Source organism: Pectobacterium carotovorum, assembly GCA_016415585.1.
Classification (GTDB): Bacteria; Pseudomonadota; Gammaproteobacteria; order Enterobacterales; family Enterobacteriaceae; genus Pectobacterium; species Pectobacterium carotovorum_K.
In genome coordinates this window covers 4037819-4057503 of record CP066552.1, presented here as the reverse complement: position 1 = coordinate 4057503, position 19685 = coordinate 4037819, and the positions used below count along the sequence as shown (strand labels likewise).

At 53.7% G+C, this 19685-nt stretch carries 16 protein-coding genes; 10 read left to right on the top strand and 6 right to left on the bottom strand.

What is annotated here, in order from left to right; all coding sequences use genetic code 11:
• Positions 1-213: 213 nt before the first annotated feature.
• The 4 genes from pnp (at position 214) to JFY74_18090 (ending at position 5429) form a co-directional block, all read left to right on the top strand.
• Positions 214-2334: a polyribonucleotide nucleotidyltransferase gene (pnp, locus tag JFY74_18105; GenBank protein ID QQG27956.1), complete on the top strand. Its 2121-nt coding sequence runs from the start codon at positions 214-216 to the stop codon at positions 2332-2334.
• 137 nt (positions 2335-2471) lie between these two features.
• Positions 2472-3356, top strand: a complete 885-nt coding sequence (nlpI, locus tag JFY74_18100) for a lipoprotein NlpI (protein ID QQG27955.1) — start codon at positions 2472-2474, stop codon at positions 3354-3356.
• 104 nt (positions 3357-3460) lie between these two features.
• Entirely contained in the window at positions 3461-3538 is a 78-nt protein-coding gene (yrbN, locus tag JFY74_18095; GenBank protein ID QQG30579.1) for a protein YrbN, read from the top strand.
• On the top strand, positions 3531-5429 hold the full coding sequence (locus JFY74_18090) for a DEAD/DEAH family ATP-dependent RNA helicase (protein QQG27954.1): 1899 nt from the start codon (positions 3531-3533) through the stop codon (positions 5427-5429). Before yrbN ends, JFY74_18090 begins: the two co-directional genes overlap by 8 nt.
• A gap of 89 nt (positions 5430-5518) precedes the next feature.
• Here JFY74_18090 and JFY74_18085 read toward each other — a convergent pair whose 3' ends face one another.
• The 3 genes from JFY74_18085 to JFY74_18075 all read right to left on the bottom strand — a co-directional run bounded on the left by JFY74_18085 (position 5519) and on the right by JFY74_18075 (position 8576).
• Positions 5519-6526, bottom strand: a complete 1008-nt coding sequence (locus JFY74_18085) for a luciferase-like monooxygenase (protein QQG27953.1) — start codon at positions 6524-6526, stop codon at positions 5519-5521.
• A gap of 164 nt (positions 6527-6690) precedes the next feature.
• Positions 6691-7569: a U32 family peptidase gene (locus JFY74_18080; protein ID QQG27952.1), complete on the bottom strand. Its 879-nt coding sequence runs from the start codon at positions 7567-7569 to the stop codon at positions 6691-6693.
• A gap of 11 nt (positions 7570-7580) precedes the next feature.
• Complete coding sequence (locus tag JFY74_18075; protein QQG27951.1) at positions 7581-8576, bottom strand: U32 family peptidase; 996 nt, start codon at positions 8574-8576, stop codon at positions 7581-7583.
• A 356-nt stretch (positions 8577-8932) separates the two neighbouring features.
• Between JFY74_18075 and JFY74_18070 the strand changes: the two genes are divergently transcribed.
• On the top strand, positions 8933-9457 hold the full coding sequence (locus JFY74_18070; protein ID QQG27950.1) for an SCP2 domain-containing protein: 525 nt from the start codon (positions 8933-8935) through the stop codon (positions 9455-9457).
• The gene (locus JFY74_18065) at positions 9451-9993 is read left to right on the top strand and encodes an N-acetyltransferase (protein ID QQG27949.1); all 543 of its coding nucleotides are present in this window, start codon (positions 9451-9453) and stop codon (positions 9991-9993) included. The genes JFY74_18070 and JFY74_18065 overlap by 7 nt, the downstream gene beginning before the upstream one ends.
• Positions 9994-10017: 24 nt before the next feature.
• Here the strand turns inward: JFY74_18065 and JFY74_18060 are convergent, their stop codons facing one another.
• A complete protein-coding gene (locus tag JFY74_18060; GenBank protein ID QQG27948.1) occupies positions 10018-10317 on the bottom strand; it encodes a GIY-YIG nuclease family protein in 300 nt (99 codons plus the stop codon).
• Between the two features lie 688 nt (positions 10318-11005).
• On the opposite strand from JFY74_18060, the gene deoC reads away from it, so the two are divergent.
• From deoC to deoD, 4 genes are all read left to right on the top strand, one after another.
• Positions 11006-11785, top strand: a complete 780-nt coding sequence (gene deoC, locus JFY74_18055) for a deoxyribose-phosphate aldolase (GenBank protein ID QQG27947.1) — start codon at positions 11006-11008, stop codon at positions 11783-11785.
• A gap of 93 nt (positions 11786-11878) precedes the next feature.
• Complete coding sequence (deoA, locus tag JFY74_18050; GenBank protein QQG27946.1) at positions 11879-13207, top strand: thymidine phosphorylase; 1329 nt, start codon at positions 11879-11881, stop codon at positions 13205-13207.
• Positions 13208-13296: 89 nt separating this feature from the next.
• On the top strand, positions 13297-14520 hold the full coding sequence (gene deoB / locus JFY74_18045) for a phosphopentomutase (protein ID QQG27945.1): 1224 nt from the start codon (positions 13297-13299) through the stop codon (positions 14518-14520).
• 47 nt (positions 14521-14567) lie between these two features.
• Positions 14568-15287 (top strand): purine-nucleoside phosphorylase, encoded by a 720-nt coding sequence (deoD, locus tag JFY74_18040; protein QQG27944.1) that lies wholly within the window; start codon positions 14568-14570, stop codon positions 15285-15287.
• An 80-nt stretch (positions 15288-15367) separates the two neighbouring features.
• Here the strand turns inward: deoD and JFY74_18035 are convergent, their stop codons facing one another.
• Together JFY74_18035 and JFY74_18030 are read right to left on the bottom strand one after the other, a co-directional pair.
• Positions 15368-17116, bottom strand: a complete 1749-nt coding sequence (locus JFY74_18035; GenBank protein QQG27943.1) for an ABC transporter ATP-binding protein/permease — start codon at positions 17114-17116, stop codon at positions 15368-15370.
• 48 nt (positions 17117-17164) lie between these two features.
• On the bottom strand, positions 17165-19660 hold the full coding sequence (locus tag JFY74_18030) for a TonB-dependent siderophore receptor (protein QQG27942.1): 2496 nt from the start codon (positions 19658-19660) through the stop codon (positions 17165-17167).
• Between the last annotated feature and the right edge of the window lie 25 nt (positions 19661-19685).

Genomic DNA, 19685 nt, shown 5'->3' with positions numbered 1-19685 from the left:
CCCTTTCTTCTAGGAAGCATTAGCAAAACAGAGTAGTGTATTGTTGTTAAATATGATCTTTCATTACAGAGGTTCGCGCGGCTAATGAGAGGCTTTATCTGCATAAGCAAGATAAGGGTTGTCATTAGTCGTGAGGGTGTAGTGTAAAGATCGGGAGTTCACTGGTGCGTTTATCTTGAATACGTATAACGCGCCCCAGCTAAGGATATTATTTTGCTGAATCCGATCGTTCGTAAGTTTCAATATGGTCAGCATACCGTCACATTAGAGACAGGTATGATGGCACGTCAGGCTACCGCAGCGGTAATGGTAAGCATGGATGACACCGCGGTATTCGTTACCGTTGTCGGAGCTAAAAACGCTAAACCCGGCCAAAGTTTCTTCCCATTGACGGTTAACTATCAGGAGCGTACCTACGCTGCTGGACGTTTCCCTGGTGGTTTTTTCCGCCGTGAAGGTCGTCCAAGCGAAGGTGAAACGCTGACCTCTCGTCTGATTGACCGCCCGATCCGCCCTCTGTTCCCAGAAGGTTTCCTGAATGAAGTTCAGGTGATTGCGACCGTCGTTTCTGTTAACCCACAGGTTAGCCCTGACATCGTTGCCATGATCGGTGCCTCTGCGGCGCTGAGCCTGTCTGGTATTCCGTTCAACGGTCCTATCGGTGTTGCACGCGTCGGTTACCTGAACGATCAATATGTCCTGAACCCAACGATGGATGAGCTGAAAGAAAGCCGTCTGGATCTGGTGGTTGCCGGTACAGAAGGCGCGGTTCTGATGGTGGAATCCGAAGCTGAGCTGCTGAGCGAAGATCAGATGCTGGGTGCTGTGGTGTTTGGTCACGAGCAACAACAGATCGTTATCCAGAATATCAACGCTCTGGTTGCTGAAGCAGGCAAACCGAAGTGGGAATGGCATGCGCCAGAAGTTAACGTTTCTTTAGAGCAGCGTGTACAGGCTTTGTCTGAAGCACGTCTGGGTGACGCTTACCGCATCACTGAAAAACAAGAGCGTTATGCACAAGTTGACGTCATCAAAGCGGATGTTGTTGCCGCTCTGCAAGCCGAAGAAGAAACGCTGAATGCGGGCGATATCCAGGAAATTCTGGGTAACGTTGAGAAAAATGTCGTACGTAGCCGCGTGCTGGCTGGCGAACCGCGTATCGATGGCCGTGAAAAAGACATGATTCGTGGTCTGGATGTGCGTACTGGTGTACTGCCGCGTACCCACGGTTCTGCGCTGTTCACCCGTGGTGAAACGCAGGCGTTGGTAACTGCAACGTTGGGGACTGAGCGTGATGCGCAGAATATCGACGAACTGACCGGTGAACGTACCGATCGCTTCCTGCTGCACTACAACTTCCCTCCGTACTCTGTTGGTGAAACCGGTATGGTCGGTTCACCTAAGCGTCGTGAAATCGGTCACGGTCGTCTGGCTAAGCGTGGCGTGTTAGCAGTTATGCCGAAGGCGAACGAATTTCCGTACACCGTGCGTGTGGTGTCTGAAATCACGGAATCCAACGGTTCTTCTTCCATGGCGTCTGTCTGCGGTGCTTCTCTGGCACTGATGGATGCAGGCGTGCCAATCAAATCAGCCGTTGCGGGTATCGCGATGGGTCTGGTGAAAGAAGGCGACAACTTTGTTGTTCTGTCCGACATTCTGGGTGACGAAGACCACCTGGGCGATATGGACTTTAAAGTTGCCGGTAGCCGTGAAGGTATCACCGCGCTGCAGATGGATATCAAGATCGAAGGGATTACCCGTGAGATCATGCAGGTTGCTTTGAATCAGGCCAAAGGTGCACGTTTGCACATTCTGGGCGTGATGGAGCAGGCGATCAGCACACCACGTGGCGATATCTCTGAATTCGCACCGCGTATTCACACCATCAAGATCAGTACCGATAAGATTAAAGACGTGATCGGTAAAGGTGGTTCTGTGATTCGTGCACTGACGGAAGAAACTGGCACGACCATTGAAATTGAAGACGATGGTACGGTGAAGATCGCTTCAACCGATGGCGAAAAAGCGAAACACGCCATTCGTCGTATTGAAGAGATCACTGCCGAAATCGAAGTCGGCCGCGTGTATCAGGGTAAAGTTACCCGCATCGTTGATTTTGGTGCTTTCGTCGCTATTGGTGGCGGCAAAGAAGGCTTGGTGCACATTTCTCAGATCGCCGACAAGCGTGTAGAGAAAGTGACTGACTACCTGCAAATGGGTCAGGAAGTACCGGTCAAAGTTCTGGAAGTTGATCGTCAGGGCCGCGTGCGCTTAAGCATCAAAGAAGCAAATGCGCAAACTCAGGAAGCGGCAGTCCCGTCTTCTGAGGAATAACGACTGTTAGAAAACGGTCTTATGGCACCTTGCCTGATTATGGCAAGGTGCTACGTGTATCGTAAGGGTATGGATGTCCTTGCGTTGAGCGGTCCGGGACAGGATGTTCATCCAATGTTTGTCTTCGGGAGTGGGAAATGAAGCCTTTCTTACGCTGGTGTTATGTTGCAACAGCACTCATGCTGGCAGGATGCAGCAACACGGATTGGCGTAAAGAGGCAGTATTGGCGATTCCGTTACAGCCTACTTTGCAGCAGGAAGTGATTCTGGCACGCATGGAACAAATCCTTGCAAGCCGGGCATTAACCGATGATGAGCGAGCACAGCTATTATATGAGCGCGGAGTGCTGTATGATAGTCTCGGGTTGCGGGCATTAGCGCGGAATGATTTTTCACAAGCGCTGACGATCCGCCCTGATATTCCAGAAGTTTTTAACTATTTGGGTATTTATTTAACGCAGGCAGGCAATTTTGATGCTGCCTATGAAGCGTTTGATTCTGTACTAGAGCTTGATCCAACTTACAATTACGCGCGTTTAAACCGTGGCATCGCTTTGTATTACGGCGGTCGCTATCTGTTAGCGCAGGATGATCTGCTGGCGTTTTATCGAGACGATCCAAATGATCCTTTCCGTTCGTTGTGGCTGTATCTTGTGGAGCGAGAAATCAATCCAGAGACGGCCAAAATAGCGTTGAATAAACGCTATGACGATGCCAAGAAAGGGCCTTGGGGATGGAATATTGTCGAATTCTACCTGAGCAATATCAGTGAAAAAACACTGATGCAGCGTTTACAGGAAGAAGCTACGGATAACACTTCGCTCGCTGAGCATCTCAGTGAAACTGACTTCTATTTAGGTAAGCACTACCTAAGTCTGGGGGACAAGAACACCGCTTTGGCGCTGTTCAAGCTGACGGTTGCCAACAACGTCCATAACTTTGTTGAGCACCGCTATGCATTGTTGGAATTGGCGCTATTAGGCCAAGAGCAAGACGACCTATCAGGATCGGACCAGCAATAGCTGACGAACACTTAATCAGCCTGAAAAACTTCGGTTATCACCTTTGCGGGTGAGGGCTTTTTTGTTCGCTTTTTAATCCAATTTGAGCCGGTTCACACTTTTCAATGAAAATGACTGAAAATTTTCACGACGAGTTATGTAGACTGGCCGCCATGTTTAATGAGGCACGTGTACATGACTGATTTATTTACTTCTTTTTCCGATTTGGGGCTGTCTGCTCCTATTATTAACGCCCTGACCGATCTGGGCTATGAAAAACCGTCGCCAATTCAGGCTGAATGTATTCCCCACCTGCTGAACGGTCGCGATGTGCTGGGTATGGCACAGACCGGCAGTGGTAAAACTGCGGCTTTTGCTCTGCCATTACTCAATAATTTAAAGCCTGAGTTAAAAGCGCCGCAGATGCTGGTGTTGGCTCCAACCCGCGAACTGGCTGTTCAGGTTGCTGAAGCCTGTACTGATTTTGCCAAGCATATGCATGGCGTTAACGTCGTCGCACTGTACGGTGGCCAGCGTTATGACGTGCAACTGCGCGCTTTGCGTGGTGGAGCACAGATCGTTGTTGGTACGCCGGGCCGTCTGTTGGATCACCTGAAGCGTGGTACGCTGGATCTGTCCAACCTGAGTGGTTTGGTGCTGGACGAAGCCGATGAGATGCTGCGTATGGGCTTCATCGAAGATGTTGAAAACATCATGGCTCAGATCCCTGCTGCGCATCAGACTGCGCTGTTCTCTGCAACCATGCCAGAAGCGATTCGCCGCATTACGCGTCGTTTCATGAAAGATCCGCAAGAAGTTCGCATTCAATCAAGCGTGACTACGCGTCCAGACATCAGCCAGAGCTACTGGACGGTGCAGGGTATGCGTAAAAATGAAGCGCTGGTACGTTTCCTTGAAGCGGAAGATTTTGATGCGGCGATTATTTTCGTTCGTACCAAGAATGCGACGCTGGAAGTGGCTGAAGCACTGGAACGTAGTGGATACAACAGTGCTGCACTGAACGGTGACATGAATCAGGCGCTGCGCGAACAAACGCTGGAGCGCCTGAAAGATGGTCGTTTGGATATCCTGATTGCGACCGACGTTGCGGCGCGTGGTCTGGATGTTGAGCGTATCAGCCTGGTAGTGAACTACGATATCCCGATGGATTCCGAATCTTATGTTCACCGGATCGGTCGTACTGGTCGTGCTGGTCGTGCGGGCCGTGCTCTGCTGTTCGTCGAAAACCGTGAACGTCGCCTGCTGCGCAACGTTGAGCGCACAATGAAGCTGACAATTCCAGAAGTTGAATTGCCAAATGCAGAATTGCTGGGTCAACGTCGTCTGGCTAAGTTTGCCGCTAAAGTACAGCAACAGCTGGAAAGCAGCGATCTGGATATGTACCGTGCGCTGCTGACAAAACTGCAGCCGCAGGAAGAGCTGGATGTTGAAACGCTGGCTGCTGCGCTGCTGAAAATGGCGCAGGGCGAACGTCCTCTGATTCTGCCACCCGATCCGGTATTCCGTCCTCGTCGTGAATTCCGCGATCGTGATGAGTCTCGCACTGATTCACGTGGCGATCGTCGTCGTGAGCCTCGCGATGCTCGCGATTCCCGTGAACCTCGTGACGGCGATCGTCCGCAGCGTCGTGAACGTCGTGATGCTGGTGAGATGGAACTGTATCGTATTGAAGTGGGTCGTGATGATGGCGTTGAAGTGCGTCACATTGTTGGCGCCATCGCCAACGAAGGTGATATCAGCAGCCGTTATATCGGTAACATCAAGCTGTTCGCGTCTCACTCGACGATTGAATTGCCGAAAGGTATGCCGGGCGACCTGTTATCACATTTCACCCGCACGCGTATTCTGAACAAACCAATGAATATGCAGTTGATGGGTGATGCAGTTGCACAGCCAGAACGTCGTGGCGGTGGTCGTCCTGGTGGCGAACGTCGTGATGGCGCTGCGCCACGTCGCTCTTTCGGTGGTGGTGAACGCCGTGAAGGCAACGGTAACGGCGGTGAACGTCGTGAACGTTCTTTCAACCGTGATGCTGCACCGCGTGCTCCACGTCGTCGTCCTGCTGACGCATAAGCTACGATTGATTTAAAAAATCTGCTGCAATATAAAACGACCCTGAACGGGTCGTTTTTTTTGGTCAGAACAAACTCACTCGTTCGATATTACAGCGTCTGCCGTACATCCATCGCGATTTCAAACGAGCGCAGTCGCGCCTGATGGTCAAAGATTTGGCCATTGATCATCACTTCATCCGCCTGCGTTTCACGCAAAAGGCTCTGCAATCCATGACGGACTTTCGCGCTATCGCCAACAATCGACAGTCGCAGTGCTTGCTCAGCGCCAAACTGCTCGGCAGGCGATCCGACCGTATCGATGTGTTCTACCGGGGCGGGCAGCGGGCCCGGCGTGCCACGGCGCAGGTTGATGAACTGCTGCTGCATTGAGGTGAAGAGGAAGCGCGCATCCCGATCGCTATCGGCTGCCACCACATTGACGCAAACCATCGCGTAGGGTTTGGCGTGGGTGGCTGAAGGGACAAAATTTTCACGGTAGAGGCGGAAGGCTTCCAGCAACATATCGGGTGCGAAATGGGCGGCAAAAGCGAAAGGTAAACCTAGTCTCGCGGCTAGCTGTGCGCTGTACAGGCTCGATCCCAATAGCCAAATTGGAACGTGCAGACCTTGCCCAGGGACGGCTTGCACCGGTTGACCCGGCTGTGCGTCGGCAAAATAGCGCTGCAATTCCTGCACATCGCGTGGGAAATCTTCGATATCGGCATTGAGGTGACGGCGCAGCGCCATCATGGTGCGCTGGTCGGTGCCGGGTGCGCGACCTAATCCCAAATCGATACGGCCAGGATACAGCGATTCCAGCGTACCGAACTGCTCGGCGATGACGAGCGGTGAGTGGTTCGGTAGCATCACGCCGCCGGAGCCGAGACGGATGCGTTGTGTACCCGAGGCAAGATAGCCGAGCAGCACCGACGTCGCCGCGCTGGCGATACCCGTCATGCTGTGATGTTCCGCCAGCCAATAGCGGTGATAGCCCCATTTTTCTGTCTGTTGCGCCAGATCTAGCGAGCGATGGAAGGCGTCACGCGCTGTTGCACCCTGCGGAATAGGCGCAAGATCGAGGACGGAAAACACGGTGGATTGAGAAGGTGTGGACATAATATGGCTCACTTTGTTGTTCACTGACTCCACCCATCACGGTGGATGCTAACGCCGTCAGTCAATGATGAAAGTCAGAGCAGTATGAGGGAATGTGTCTGTTATGCGTAATTCAAAAGGTGCGTTTGAGAAAAGGGCGGCTGACCGCCCTGATAGGAAATGAGTTACTGAACGAGTTCAAGGCCGGCGACGCGGCGCCAGTAGCCGTTGCAATCTGCCTGATTTTCCAGCGTTAATGGTGCATTGCCTTGTTCGTTAGCGCGGAATTTATCCAGCATCGCTGGGGTACTGATATCGTTCGGGGACAGCCGGACAATATCGACCAGATCCTGCATTGATGCCAGTTCGTTGCCGAGGTTGTAGCAATAGCCGCTTTGCGTCTGAATGCCATTGAGGACAAACACCTGCTGGTTCTCCTGCGACAGCATTTTTCTGCCTTGTGGATAGCTGAGGCAGCAGGTTTCGCATTCATCCTTCGGCCGATCTTCTGAGCGGGCGGTAAAGCAGCGGGCGGAATAGGCTAACGGTAAATGGCCGTAGCTGAGCACTTCCACTTCAAACTGATGGCGAAAGCCAAGCTCGTCACACTGATTCAGCAAGTTTTGCAGCCAGTCTCGAGATAGCTCAACTGGCATGCACCAGCGCACCATGCCTTGTTTATGCAGAACTCGCAGGGTGTACGCGTTGTAGCAGTTGAGTGCGTGTCCGGCGACAAACGGCAGGTTACGTTCGGCGGCGATATTAACTGCGCCCAGATCGTTCGCTTCCAGCAAGAACTCGCCGTTCTCCACATAGCGTTTTAGCTCGGTAAGTTCAGACGGCGCTTGTAAGAGCGCGAGCGTAGAGATCACCACCTGCTTACCGCTGTTGGCGACCTCGCGGGCAACGTTGAACCAGTCCGCCACCTTCATCAAACGGCGTTTGCTGCACACCGTTTCGCCGAGATAAATGATATCGGCGCTGCTGTTCACCGCGGCCTGATAAAACGCCTCAACATCCTCTTTCGGCCAATAGTAGAGGATATTCCCTAATGCGTATTTCATGTGTTCTCCTGCTACTGCCATTTACGGTGATAAGCGCCAAGCGTGGTCTGCGTGCCTTCTGCCACCGCACCTAACGCATCCATCCAGGCCTGAGTGGGAACGAATGTGTCAGGATTGGCGCGGCAGCGATCGATAGCCTGTCGCCACACCTGCGTAATCTGGCTGACGTAGGCCGGGCTGCGCTGGCGGCCTTCTATCTTCACAGAGGCAATATTGGCAGCCATCAATTCAGGCAGCAGTTCCAGCGTGTTCAGGCTGGTTGGTTCTTCCAGAGCATGGTAGCGCTGTCCATCGACTACATAACGGCCTTTGCACAGTGTGGGGTAACCAGCGTTTTCATCGTCCTGATAGCGATCGATCAGGATGTTGTTCAGGCGTGATTCCATACCGTTTTCGGTCTGCTGCCAGCGTACAAATCGCGCTGGCGAGCAGGCACCCACGGTATTCGGTGATTCGCCGGTCAGATAAGAAGAGAGATAGCAGCGGCCTTCCGCCATGATACACAGGCTGCCGAAGGCGAACACTTCGAGCGGCACGGGGCTGGTACGAGCGATTTGTTTCACTTGATGAATGGACAGCACGCGCGGTAGTACGATGCGTGAGACATCGAAATGGCGATGATAGAAACGGATCGCTTCGGTGTTTGTCGCGGAAGCCTGAACCGACACGTGACGCTCAATGTGGGGATAGCGCTCGGCGGCATATTCCAGCATGGCGAGATCGGCGAGGATCAGCACGTCGGCCCCGATCTGCGCGGCCATGTCCACGGCGCGCTGCCAGCGCTGATAACCGTCCGGGTGAGCAAACGTATTGATGGCGATGTGCAGCTTACGCCGGTGGCGGTGCACGTACTCGCGCGCTTCCTGTAGCTTCTTATCGGTAAAATTCAGCCCGGCAAAATGACGTGCGTTGGTGTCATCTTTTAGGCCGATATAGACCGCATCTGCGCCATTATCGATGGCAGCTTTCAGTGCTGGCAGGTTGCCAGCGGGGCAAAGCAGTTCCATACACAATCCTTCATTAATCCCTTCGGGGCCGTAGCTGCTCGGTACGATCAATGATGTTCAGACTGACGATCGCGTTTATGACGGGCATTCAGCCTCTCGCCCTTGCGGGTTGCCGTAAGCGATTTTTTATCAGTCGGTGAATGTTGTTAATGATTGGGAATCTTAATTAACCAAATCGGTAAGGACTTTGATTTAAGGCAGTTTATGGTGCTAATCGTCGCGCAAGGACAAAATCTGTTGGGCATAATCGGATAACCGACTAAATTATTGACATAGACCTCTGCCGCGTGCGGTGGATGTGGCAAAATGTTTGCAGATTATCTGAACAGTCAGATTGCTTTAAGAGGAGTACGCCAGTGTTGGAAAAACTACGAGCGCAGATTGTGCGTCAGGGACCGAGCTTATTAGGTAAGCCACTCAAGTTCACTCCCTTTGCGCTACAGCGTCAGGTTTTGGAACAGATGTTGGGCTGGCAGTTCCGTCAGGCGCTGGAAGAGGGCGATCTGGCATTTCTCGAAAGCCGCTGGCTGAAAATTGAGGTGCGTGACGTTGGCTTGCAGTGGTTTATGACGCTGCGCGACGGGCGTCTGGTCGTGAGTCATGCTGAGACGCCGGATGTCAGCTTCAGCGCAGACGCGAACGATCTGATTTTGATTGCCGCGCGTAAAGAAGATCCTGATACGCTCTTTTTCCAGCGTCGTCTGCGCATTGAGGGCGATACCGAGTTAGGGTTGTATGTGAAGAACCTGATGGACGCCATTGAGCTGGAATCTATGCCTGCGCCGCTGCGCATTGGCCTGCTGCAACTGGCGAACTTTGTTGAAGCTGGCTTACAGGAGGGCGTAGTGCAACCAACGAATCACACGCCAGTATCATGCTAGTTCGGGTGGAAATTCCCGTTGATGCCGCAGGGATCGACAACTTATTGCGCCGTGCTTTTCCAACGGGCGCGGAAGCGGATCTGGTTCATCAACTGCGTGAAGATGGCTTATTGACGCTCGGCGTTGTGGCGACTGACGATGAAGGTGGTGTGGTGGGCTACGCGGCATTCAGCCCGGTGCTGATCGACGGTGAGGATCGCCAGTGGGTGGCGCTTGCGCCGTTGGCGGTAGACGAAAGCCTGCGTCGGCAAGGCGTGGGGGAGAAGCTGGTCTACGAAGGGCTGGATGCGCTGAATGAATTTAGCTATACCGCCGTCGTCGTGCTGGGTGAGCCTACGTACTATTCTCGTTTTGGCTTCGTTCCGGCTACAGATCATCAGTTGTACTGCCGCTGGCCGGGCAGTGCATCGGCTTTTCAGGTCTATCCGCTGGCGGATAACCATGTCGTCGGTGAAGGTCGTCCTGAGGGCGAAAGCGGGTTTGAAAGCGCGAGCGGGCTGGTGGAATACGCTGAACCGTTTAACCGCTTTCTCTAGCGTGATTCGTTAGCCGATAGCGTATCAATACAAATTGTTTGAGATACAAAGCGTCTTGGGCTGGTCTTGTACCAGCCTTTCTTTTTGGTTTTTGCTCAACTGCTTAATGCGATATTCCAGTTTGAGTGCGTCTGAGCGATCGCCCACCAGACAGTGAAACACCAGCGTTAACTCGCCTTTTCCCCGCAGTGCTTTTGCCCCTTTTCCCGTTTGATGCTGATTCAGGCGGCGGCTGACATCTGTCGTGATACCCGTGTACAGCGACCCAGCGACCGTGCGCAGTATGTACAGATACCAGTGAGAATCTTCGGCGTGTTCAGTCATTGCGTTGTCTGCGGCTTCTCGGAAACAGTCGTGTTAGCGCTCAGTTTAGGGCGCTTATCCTGCTGCGTGAAGTAGCACGTTGCTGTTGTTTTGCGGATTGCCACCTTTCCGCAGGGAAATAATTTCCTGCTCTGCCAGCGGTTTCTCTCTGTACCTAGGGAGAAGCCGCTATGCTTATTATATGACTTCAACCAGAAGCGTCGGGCGATCTTCGACCGTGTGCTGCCGCCTCTTTTTCCCGATATAGAGGGATCATCTGGCCGACAAGGTTGTCACTGTTAATTCATCGAACGCATCTTATCTGGAGAAGTATGTGTGATAAAAATCACATATAATCACTATCTATTGCATTTCTCTTACATCAAGTGTGAGTGGATGCACAAAATAGTCCGGCATGGCGTGTTCAAATATCCGATGAATCGTTTGTTGTCTGATGAATAATTTTTTGTTTGATGAATAATTGTTTGATGAATAAATAGTTTCTTTCGATGTCGTTCTTTCGGTGTTGAAATAATCACAGAATGAAAGGTAAAGGAAGGCTGATTGCGGTGAGAAGGATCTCGGTGCCGCTACAGGTTGTTTCTCCTGAGCGCTATCTTCAAGGAACCAAGTCCGCTCGCCAAACGTGCTGGTTTACACCAGTTAATGTTCAGGGTCGGTTAGACCGGCTGACGAGTTGGAGTGTTGTATGACCAAGCTGACCACGGCCGCGCAACGCGCGCTGGCGCTGATGGATTTAACCACGCTGAATGAGGATGATACGGATGAAAAAGTGACGGCACTCTGCCGTCAGGCAAACAGCCCGGCAGGGAAAACTGCTGCTATCTGTATCTATCCACGTTTTATCCCTCTGGCGAAAAAGATCCTGCGTGAGCAGGGTACGCCGGATATCCGCATCGCGACGGTGACCAACTTCCCGCACGGCAATGATGATGTGGGCATTGCTGTTGCGGAAACCAAGGCAGCGATAGCCTACGGTGCTGATGAAGTTGATGTCGTATTCCCTTACCGCGCACTGATAGCTGGCAACGCTCAAATCGGTTTTGAGCTGGTGCAGGCATGTAAAGCCGTGTGTCAGGATGCCCATGTGCTGCTGAAGGTGATCATCGAAACGGGTGAGCTAAAACAAGAAGCGCTGATCCGTCAGGCGAGCGAGATTGCCATCGATGCGGGGGCCGATTTCATTAAAACCTCGACTGGTAAAGTGCCGGTGAACGCGACGCCAGAAAGTGCGGCGATCATGCTGAAGGCGATACGCGATAAAGGCGTGGGAGAGCGCGTTGGCTTTAAAGCGGCGGGCGGCGTGCGTAACGCGGAAGATGCCGCCATCTACCTGCAACTGGCGGACGATATCATGGGCGCTGAATGGGCGACGGCGCAGCATTTTCGCTTTGGCGCATCCAGTCTACTGGCGAGCCTGCTGACAACGCTTGGCCACGCGACAGCGGCTCCGCAGGGCGGCTACTAATTACGTGCACACAGCGTACGATTTTGTTCACAGCAAATGTGCTCGCAGCGACAGGCTGCTGAGCCATATCAGAATTCATCAGGAGTACAGACCTTGTTTCTGATTCAAGAAATTATTCGTAAGAAGCGTGATGGAAAAGCTCTGAGCGAAGAGGAAATCCGCTTCTTTATCAATGGTATTCGTGACAATACCGTCTCTGAAGGCCAGATAGCAGCACTGGCAATGACCATTTATTTTCACGACATGTCGATGGATGAGCGCGTGGCGCTGACGTTGGCGATGCGTGACTCCGGCACGGTACTGGACTGGAAGAGTCTGAACCTGAACGGCCCGCTGGTGGACAAACACTCTACCGGCGGCGTCGGGGATGTCACCTCGTTGATGCTGGGGCCGATGGTTGCCGCCTGTGGGGGTTACGTCCCGATGATCTCTGGGCGCGGCTTAGGGCATACCGGCGGCACGTTAGATAAACTTGAAGCGATTCCGGGACTGGATATTTTCCCGAACGATGAAGATTTTCGTCGCATCATTCAGCAGGTTGGTGTTGCGATCATTGGGCAGACTTCCTCGCTGGCTCCGGCGGATAAACGCTTTTACGCCACGCGTGACATTACCGCTACGGTCGATTCAATCCCGCTGATCACTGCGTCGATTCTGGCGAAGAAGCTGGCGGAAGGGCTGGATGCGCTGGTGATGGACGTCAAAGTGGGGTCCGGGGCGTTTATGCCGACCTATGAACTGTCCGAACAGCTGGCACAGGCGATTGTCGGCGTAGCAAATAACGCGGGATGTCGCACCAGCGCATTGCTGACTGACATGAATCAGGTGCTGGCCTCGAGTGCGGGTAACGCGCTGGAAGTGCGAGAAGCCGTGCGTTTCCTGACGGGGGAGAGCCGCAATCCACGCCTGTATGATGTTACTATGGCGCTATGTGGCGAGATGCTGCTGGCGGGCGGACTGGCAAGCTCGGCGGACGACGCGCATTCACGTCTGCAAGCCGTATTGGATAACGGCAAAGCTGCCGAAGTCTTTGGTCGCATGGTCGCCGCACAGCGTGGCCCGGGCGATTTTGTCGAACACTACGATCGTTACCTGCCGGTGGCGACACTAAGTAAGCCGGTGTTCGCGACGCGTGAAGGCATTGTGACCGCAATGGATACGCGCGCGCTGGGTATGGCAGTCGTATCGCTGGGCGGCGGACGCCGTCAGGCCACGGATACGATCGATTACAGCGTCGGTCTGGATAGCATGATCAGTTTGGGTGAGCGCGTTGATGCGCAGCGCCCGCTGGCGGTGATCCACGCCAATACGGAAGCGCAGTGGCAGCAGGCGGCGAATGAAGTCCGTGCTGCGATCCAACTGGGCGACACGGCACCAGAAAAGACCCCGATGGTCTATCGTCGAGTGAGCGCAGAAGCGTGATCGCACAGGGCCGGTTAGTGGTCGTCTTGAATTGATTTTCCCCTGCCTGTCGGCAGGGCGTTAGCGCATAGCTGCGCAGGAGAAAAAGAATGAAACGTGCATATATTATGGTGCTTGACTCGTTTGGGATCGGCAGCAGTGCTGATGCAGAACGTTTTGGCGATGTGGGTTCGGATACGCTGGGTCATATCGCTCAGGCGTGTGCAGCAGGGACGGCGGATAAAGGGCGCAGCGGCAAGCTGCATTTGCCTAACCTGAGCCGTCTGGGGCTGGGTAAAGCTGCTGAGGCCTCAACGGGGACGTTCCCGGCAGGGCTGGATGAAAACGCAGACATCATCGGTGCTTACGCGCACGCCAGCGAAATCTCCTCGGGTAAAGATACGCCGTCTGGTCACTGGGAAATTGCCGGAGTGCCTGTCCTGTTCGACTGGGGCTATTTTAAAGATGAAGAAAACAGTTTTCCGCAGGAACTGCTGGATAAGCTGGTAAAACGCGCCAATCTGCCGGGCTATCTGGGCAACTGCCACTCTTCCGGTACGGTGATTCTGGATCAACTGGCTGAAGAACATATGAAAACCGGCAAGCCAATTTTCTACACCTCTGCGGATTCGGTGTTTCAGATTGCCTGCCATGAAGAAACGTTCGGTCTGGATAAGCTGTACGAGCTGTGTGAAATCGCCCGTGAAGAGCTGACCGAAGGGAATTACAACATCGGGCGCGTGATCGCACGTCCGTTTATCGGTGATAAACCCGGCAACTTCGAGCGTACTGGCAACCGTCACGATCTGGCTGTTGAACCGCCTGCGCCAACTATCCTGAAAAAAATGGTGGATGAAAAAGGCGGTGAAGTGGTTTCCGTCGGTAAAATTGCGGACATCTACGCGCAGGTCGGCATTACCAAGAAAGTGAAAGCCACTGGCATCGATGCGCTGTTTGACGCCACGCTGAAAGAAATGGATAGCGCGGGCGACAACACTATCGTGTTTACCAACTTTGTTGATTTCGACTCTGCCTACGGCCACCGCCGTGATATTCCGGGCTACGCTGCCGCGCTGGAGCTGTTTGACCGTCGCCTGCCAGAAATGCTGTCCCGCGTGAAGGGTGACGACATCCTGATTCTGACGGCTGACCACGGCTGTGATCCGAGCTGGCATGGCACCGATCACACCCGTGAGAACGTCCCAGTATTGATCTATGGCCCGAACGTGAAGCCAGGGTCATATGGCCACCGTGAAACCTTCGCCGATATCGGGCAGACGGTCGCGGCCTACTTTGGCCTGTCGCCTATGGACTACGGCAAATCGATACTGTAAAACACACCGTTTTTTACGTGAAACTTGATTAATTAAGGAATAAACGCATGGCTACGCCACATATTAATGCAGAAATGGGTGATTTCGCGGACGTTGTACTGATGCCGGGCGACCCGCTGCGTGCTAAGTACATTGCAGAAACCTTTCTGGATGATGCCCGCGAAGTGAACAACGTGCGTGGCATGTTAGGGTTCACCGGGACTTACAAAGGCCGTAAAATTTCGGTAATGGGCCACGGTATGGGTATCCCATCCTGCTCAATTTATGCGAAAGAACTGATCACCGAATTCGGCGTGAAGAAGATCATTCGTGTGGGTTCCTGCGGTGCGGTACGTGAAGATGTTAAGCTGCGCGACGTGGTAATCGGCATGGGTGCCTGTACGGATTCCAAAGTGAACCGTATGCGTTTCAAAGATCACGACTACGCGGCGATTGCCGATTTCGATATGGTGCGTAATGCCGTTGATGCTGCCAAAGCACGCGATGTTTCTGTCCGCGTCGGTAACATCTTCTCCGCCGATCTGTTCTACACGCCAGATCCGCAGATGTTCGACGTGATGGAAAAATACGGCATTCTGGGTGTGGAAATGGAAGCGGCCGGTATCTATGGCGTCGCGGCTGAGTTCGGTGCGAAAGCGCTGGCAATCTGTACCGTTTCTGACCACATTCGTACCGGTGCACAAACCACGTCAGAAGAGCGTCAAAACACGTTCAACGAGATGATCGAAATCGCGCTGGAATCCGTTCTACTGGGCGATAACGAGTAACATCACGACAGCCCGGACATCAGCTCCGGGCTCCATTTTCCTGCTGTTTCCTTCACATCGTTTCCTTCAAACGGTGCCTTTCAAATCCTTCCGTAAGCAACCTGCTGTACATCCGCCGCTGGCGGCGCAACAGAAGGATCGACAATACGGTTCTCTGTGTGCGCTTTCTTCTCTGGTGCAAGTGGCGTTAACCGTACCTGATGTTTGAAACTGGCCAGTACGGCAGGCTGATGGCTGACGGCCAAAACAATGGTTTGTGGCAGCGTAGTCCTGATGTGTTCTAGTAGTTGAAGCGCCGCTGCGTCGTCGAGCTGGCTGGTGGCCTCATCCAGACAAAGTAGCGTCGGGCGCAGCAGTAACGCACGCGCGAGCGACAGACGCTGTTGTTCACCGCCTGATAGTTCCCGGCTCCAGTTCGCCTTGTCGTCCAGACGGGGAATCAGCGCGGCCAGCCCGGTTTGTTCTAGTACCGCGATCAACCGTGCGGTATCCGCTAACTGTGCCTGCGGATAACACAGTACCTGACGCAGCGTGTCCTGCGGTAAATAGGCCTTTTGCGGTAAAAACAGCGCGCGGCCCGCAGGGAAATGCCTCTCTCCTTGCGAGGTTGGCCACAGCCCCGCCAGCGCCCGCAGCAGCGTGGTTTTTCCACTGCCGCTGACTGCGCTGAGTACCGCCCATTCGCCAGCCTGAAGCGTGAGCGTCAGCGGGGAGAAGTACGGTGACCCTTCGGGGCGCGAGACTGACAGCGCGTTGATGTGCAGAGCATGGCCTTCATGGAGCGGTTCCTCTGGCGTCGGTAATTGCTGTAAGCGGTGCTGGAATTCCCACAGCCGTTCAATCGTAGAAGACCACTGAACCAACTGGCGATAGGCATCGATAAACCAGCCAAAGGCATCCAGCACATAACCGAAGGCGGATCGCGCCTGCATAATCGCCCCGAGGCTAACCTGACGGGCGAGAAACAGTGGCAGGGTAGCGAAAACCGGAATAATCAGGCTGAAACGGAAATAGCTGGTCGTAAAGCTTTCCAGCCGGAATTCTCGCGTCATTAAACGCTGCCAATTTTGCACGATGGGCAGGAAGTGTTGCCGCATCCGCTGCTGCTCGGCGTCGCTCCCTTGGTAAAACGCGATTTGCTCGCTGTTGTCTCGCACCCGCAGCAGCGTGGCGCGGTAGTCGGCTTCTGCCTGCTGACGTTCAATATTCAGCTTGTGCAGGCGATGCCCTAGCAGGTGCGTCACCACGCTGGCTACTGCGGCGTAAACCAGCGCGATCCACACCAGATAGCCGTGTACCGTGATGGTATAACCGATTAGCGTGAAGGTATGGACGCCGGAAAGCTGCCAGAGAATGGCGATGAAAGAGAAAAAACGGGCGGTATTTTTCAGCAGCGAAAGCAGGAGTTCGAGACTCTGTTCGATCAGCAGACGGATATCTTCCGCGATGCGCTGATCGGGGTTATCCAGCCCGGCGCTGAGCTGATAGTGGGCATGATTACGCAGCCAATCCTGCTCATACTGATGCGCCATGGTATCGCGCCAGCGGATAATCAGCTGTTTCTTGAGCCAGTTGCCACAGATGATCACCAGCACGAACAGCAGCGTATAGGCCAGATAGCGCACGGCCATGTCGTAGATTGACGCGTGCTGAAAGTAGTCGGCCAGCGCGTCGTAAAAATCCCGGCTCCAGTTGTTGTACTGCACACTGATCCACACGACAGAGAGCGTCAGGCTCATAATCAGCAGCAGTAGCAACCAGAGCAGCGTGGCTCGCGTGGTCAGCCAGAAAGGTGCGACCAGTGCATAAAAGCGTTTAAGCGTTTGCATAATGGGTGAGGCGATGGCCTGCCAGCCTCGGCTGGCAGGCGTGCTCGCTTAGAAATTCCACTTCGCGGTTAGCATGAAATTACGCGGGTCGCCGTAATAGTTGTTGCCGCTAAGATGGCGGTTGTTCAGGTTTAAGTAGTAGGTTTTATCCGTCAGATTATTGCCCACCAGATTGAAGCTCAGGTTTTTGCTGTACTGATAGCGGACATTGGCGTTAAACAGGGTGTAACCGCCCTGATGCAGACCATAAACCCGATTAGGGTAGGTTTGTGTCTCGGTCTGCGCCGTTATGCCTGCGCCAATCGTCCATTGGTTCAACTCACCCGGCAGATTGTATGAGGTGTAGAGTTTGAACATATGTTTCGGCGTACGCGGGCTGAACTGTGCCGCTCTTTCGCTCGCGCTACCTTCAAGATATTTACTGTTGGTCAGGGTATAACCCGCCTGAATCTGCCAGCCTTCGGCCAGTTTGCCTGTGACATCCAGCTCCACACCCTGACTACGTACTTCGCCTTGAGCTTGCGAGCAGCTTGTCCCGATCAGGCAAACTGAACTATCCGCCACGGCCATCGCACGGTTCGCCTGAATGATGCGGAACAGCGCCAGCGAGCTATTCAGATCGCCATCAAAGAACTCGCCCTTCACGCCAGTTTCATAGTTGGTGCCGGTAATGGCGGGCAGCAGCTTACCGTTGCGATCTTTTTCGCTCTGCGGCTTGTAGATCTCGGCGTAGCTCAGGTACCAGGTGTAGTTGTCGGCAAAGTCCCACAGCAGACCGCCGTAAGGCACAAACTCATTGCTGGCATGCAGGCTGCTGAGTGAGGAGGTATTGCGGAGATGGTTAGTGAAATACTCGTCATAGCTGTAGGCGCTGTAACGGCCGCCCAGAATCAGCTTCCAGTCATCCGCCAGTTCGAATCTGGCCGTGGCGAACGCGCCGCGCTGATACAGATTAAAGCGGTCGTTATAGTGGTTGTTGTAGAGACTCGTATTTGACCAGTCTGGTTCTGCCAACGAATTCGGCTGCCAGTTGAAAATATTCACGCTGCTGGTGTTGTTGATGCGGATGTGGTTGTTATCGAAATTCTCTTTTTGATAATCACCGCCCACCACCAGTTCATGATTACGCCCCAATAGCTCGAACGGACCGTTCAGGCTCAGGTTGTAACCCCACTGTTCAGCCTTATTGTCGTAGCGCAGATTATTGTTTAGCGATGACGTCCCCGTTGCCGGATTGACGCCGCTGGTGCCGTTCATGATACCGATATAGCTGCTTGCTGCGCGGGAGTGGATATAGTTCAGCGCGGTTTTCAGCGTCCAGTCGTTATCGAAGTGGTGCTCCAGTTCGACAAACGGGTTAATTTTTTCAAATTCAACACGGTTCCAGCTGGCGCCCAGATAGGTGGATCGCGGCAGGTTCAGGCTGCTTTTATTGGTGGCGAACGGGATGCCATAGACATCAGGCACGCCCCGGGTCTTTTGCCAGTTGATGCCGCCAGTGACTGTAGTGGACGGCGTCAGGTCGTAGGCCAGCGTACCGAACAGCACTTTTCTTTCACTGTGCTCGTAATCTTTAAAGCTTTGTTTATCCTGATAAACGCCAACGAGACGGCCGCGCAGGCTGGCATCGTCGTTTAGCGGCCCGGAAACATCGAGCTCGCTGCGGTAATTATCCCAACTGCCTGCGCCAACGCTGCCGGATGCCTGAAAATTGTGAGTAGGCTGCTTGCGCACCAGATTAACGGTGCCGCCGGGTTCGCCATTGCCTTGTGACAGGCCGGACGCGCCGCGCAGGATTTCGACGCGGTCATAAATCGCCAGATCGGGTGATTCGCTGGAGGACTGAACTGCACCCATGTTGGAGACGCTGTTCTGGCTGGAGAAGTTCACGCCGTCTTCCTTGATATTATCCATCACGAAAGCACGCGATTCGTACTTCACCTGATAGCTGTTTTGATTGACCACGTTAATGCCGGTGGTTTGTTTCATGGCCTCATCCAGTGAGGTCATGTTCTGATCGTCCATGCGCTGGCGTGTCACGACGCTCACCGACTGCGGCGTTTCTCGCGGTGACAGATTCAGCTGTGTCGCGGTATTCATGCTGCGCGTGGTGTAGGATTGAGTGCCTTCGGTCACGCCGTTGCGGTTGACACCTGCCACGACCAGCATCTCATCCCCTTGCGGTATTCTCTGCAAGCGCCAAACGCTATTAGGCTGCGGAATCACCTGAAGCCCGCTTCCTGCCAGCAGCGCCGCAAATCCGTCCTCCACGCTGTAGTTCCCTTGCAGGGATTTCCCTGCTTTGCCTGTCGTCAGCTGTGCATCACCGACCAGATAAACGCCCGACTGGGCAGCAAACTGGTTTAGCTGCTGGTTAAGTGGCCCGGCAGAAATCGCGTAGGTTTTGGTGGTCGCTGCGGCTGTCGTTTCTGCTGCGATTGCGGTGGAATTCGCGAGTAGCGGTGCGCCGCACAGCAACAGATGAACGACAATTGCCAGTTTGGAAGGAGTGCGCTGTGTAGAGAAAAATGGAATCAATGCCATGAAAATTCGCCTTCTGACCCAGAGT

Coding starts and splice junctions, on each gene's coding strand:
- nlpI (QQG27955.1), top strand. CDS start 2,472: ATGAAGCCTTTCTTACGCTGGTGTTATGTTGCAACAGCACTCATGCTG.
- yrbN (QQG30579.1), top strand. CDS start 3,461: ATGAAAATGACTGAAAATTTTCACGACGAGTTATGTAGACTGGCCGCC.
- JFY74_18090 (QQG27954.1), top strand. CDS start 3,531: ATGACTGATTTATTTACTTCTTTTTCCGATTTGGGGCTGTCTGCTCCT.
- JFY74_18085 (QQG27953.1), bottom strand. CDS start 6,526: ATGTCCACACCTTCTCAATCCACCGTGTTTTCCGTCCTCGATCTTGCG.
- JFY74_18080 (QQG27952.1), bottom strand. CDS start 7,569: ATGAAATACGCATTAGGGAATATCCTCTACTATTGGCCGAAAGAGGAT.
- JFY74_18075 (QQG27951.1), bottom strand. CDS start 8,576: ATGGAACTGCTTTGCCCCGCTGGCAACCTGCCAGCACTGAAAGCTGCC.
- JFY74_18065 (QQG27949.1), top strand. CDS start 9,451: ATGCTAGTTCGGGTGGAAATTCCCGTTGATGCCGCAGGGATCGACAAC.
- JFY74_18060 (QQG27948.1), bottom strand. CDS start 10,317: ATGACTGAACACGCCGAAGATTCTCACTGGTATCTGTACATACTGCGC.
- deoC (QQG27947.1), top strand. CDS start 11,006: ATGACCAAGCTGACCACGGCCGCGCAACGCGCGCTGGCGCTGATGGAT.
- deoB (QQG27945.1), top strand. CDS start 13,297: ATGAAACGTGCATATATTATGGTGCTTGACTCGTTTGGGATCGGCAGC.
- deoD (QQG27944.1), top strand. CDS start 14,568: ATGGCTACGCCACATATTAATGCAGAAATGGGTGATTTCGCGGACGTT.
- JFY74_18035 (QQG27943.1), bottom strand. CDS start 17,116: ATGCAAACGCTTAAACGCTTTTATGCACTGGTCGCACCTTTCTGGCTG.
- JFY74_18030 (QQG27942.1), bottom strand. CDS start 19,660: ATGGCATTGATTCCATTTTTCTCTACACAGCGCACTCCTTCCAAACTG.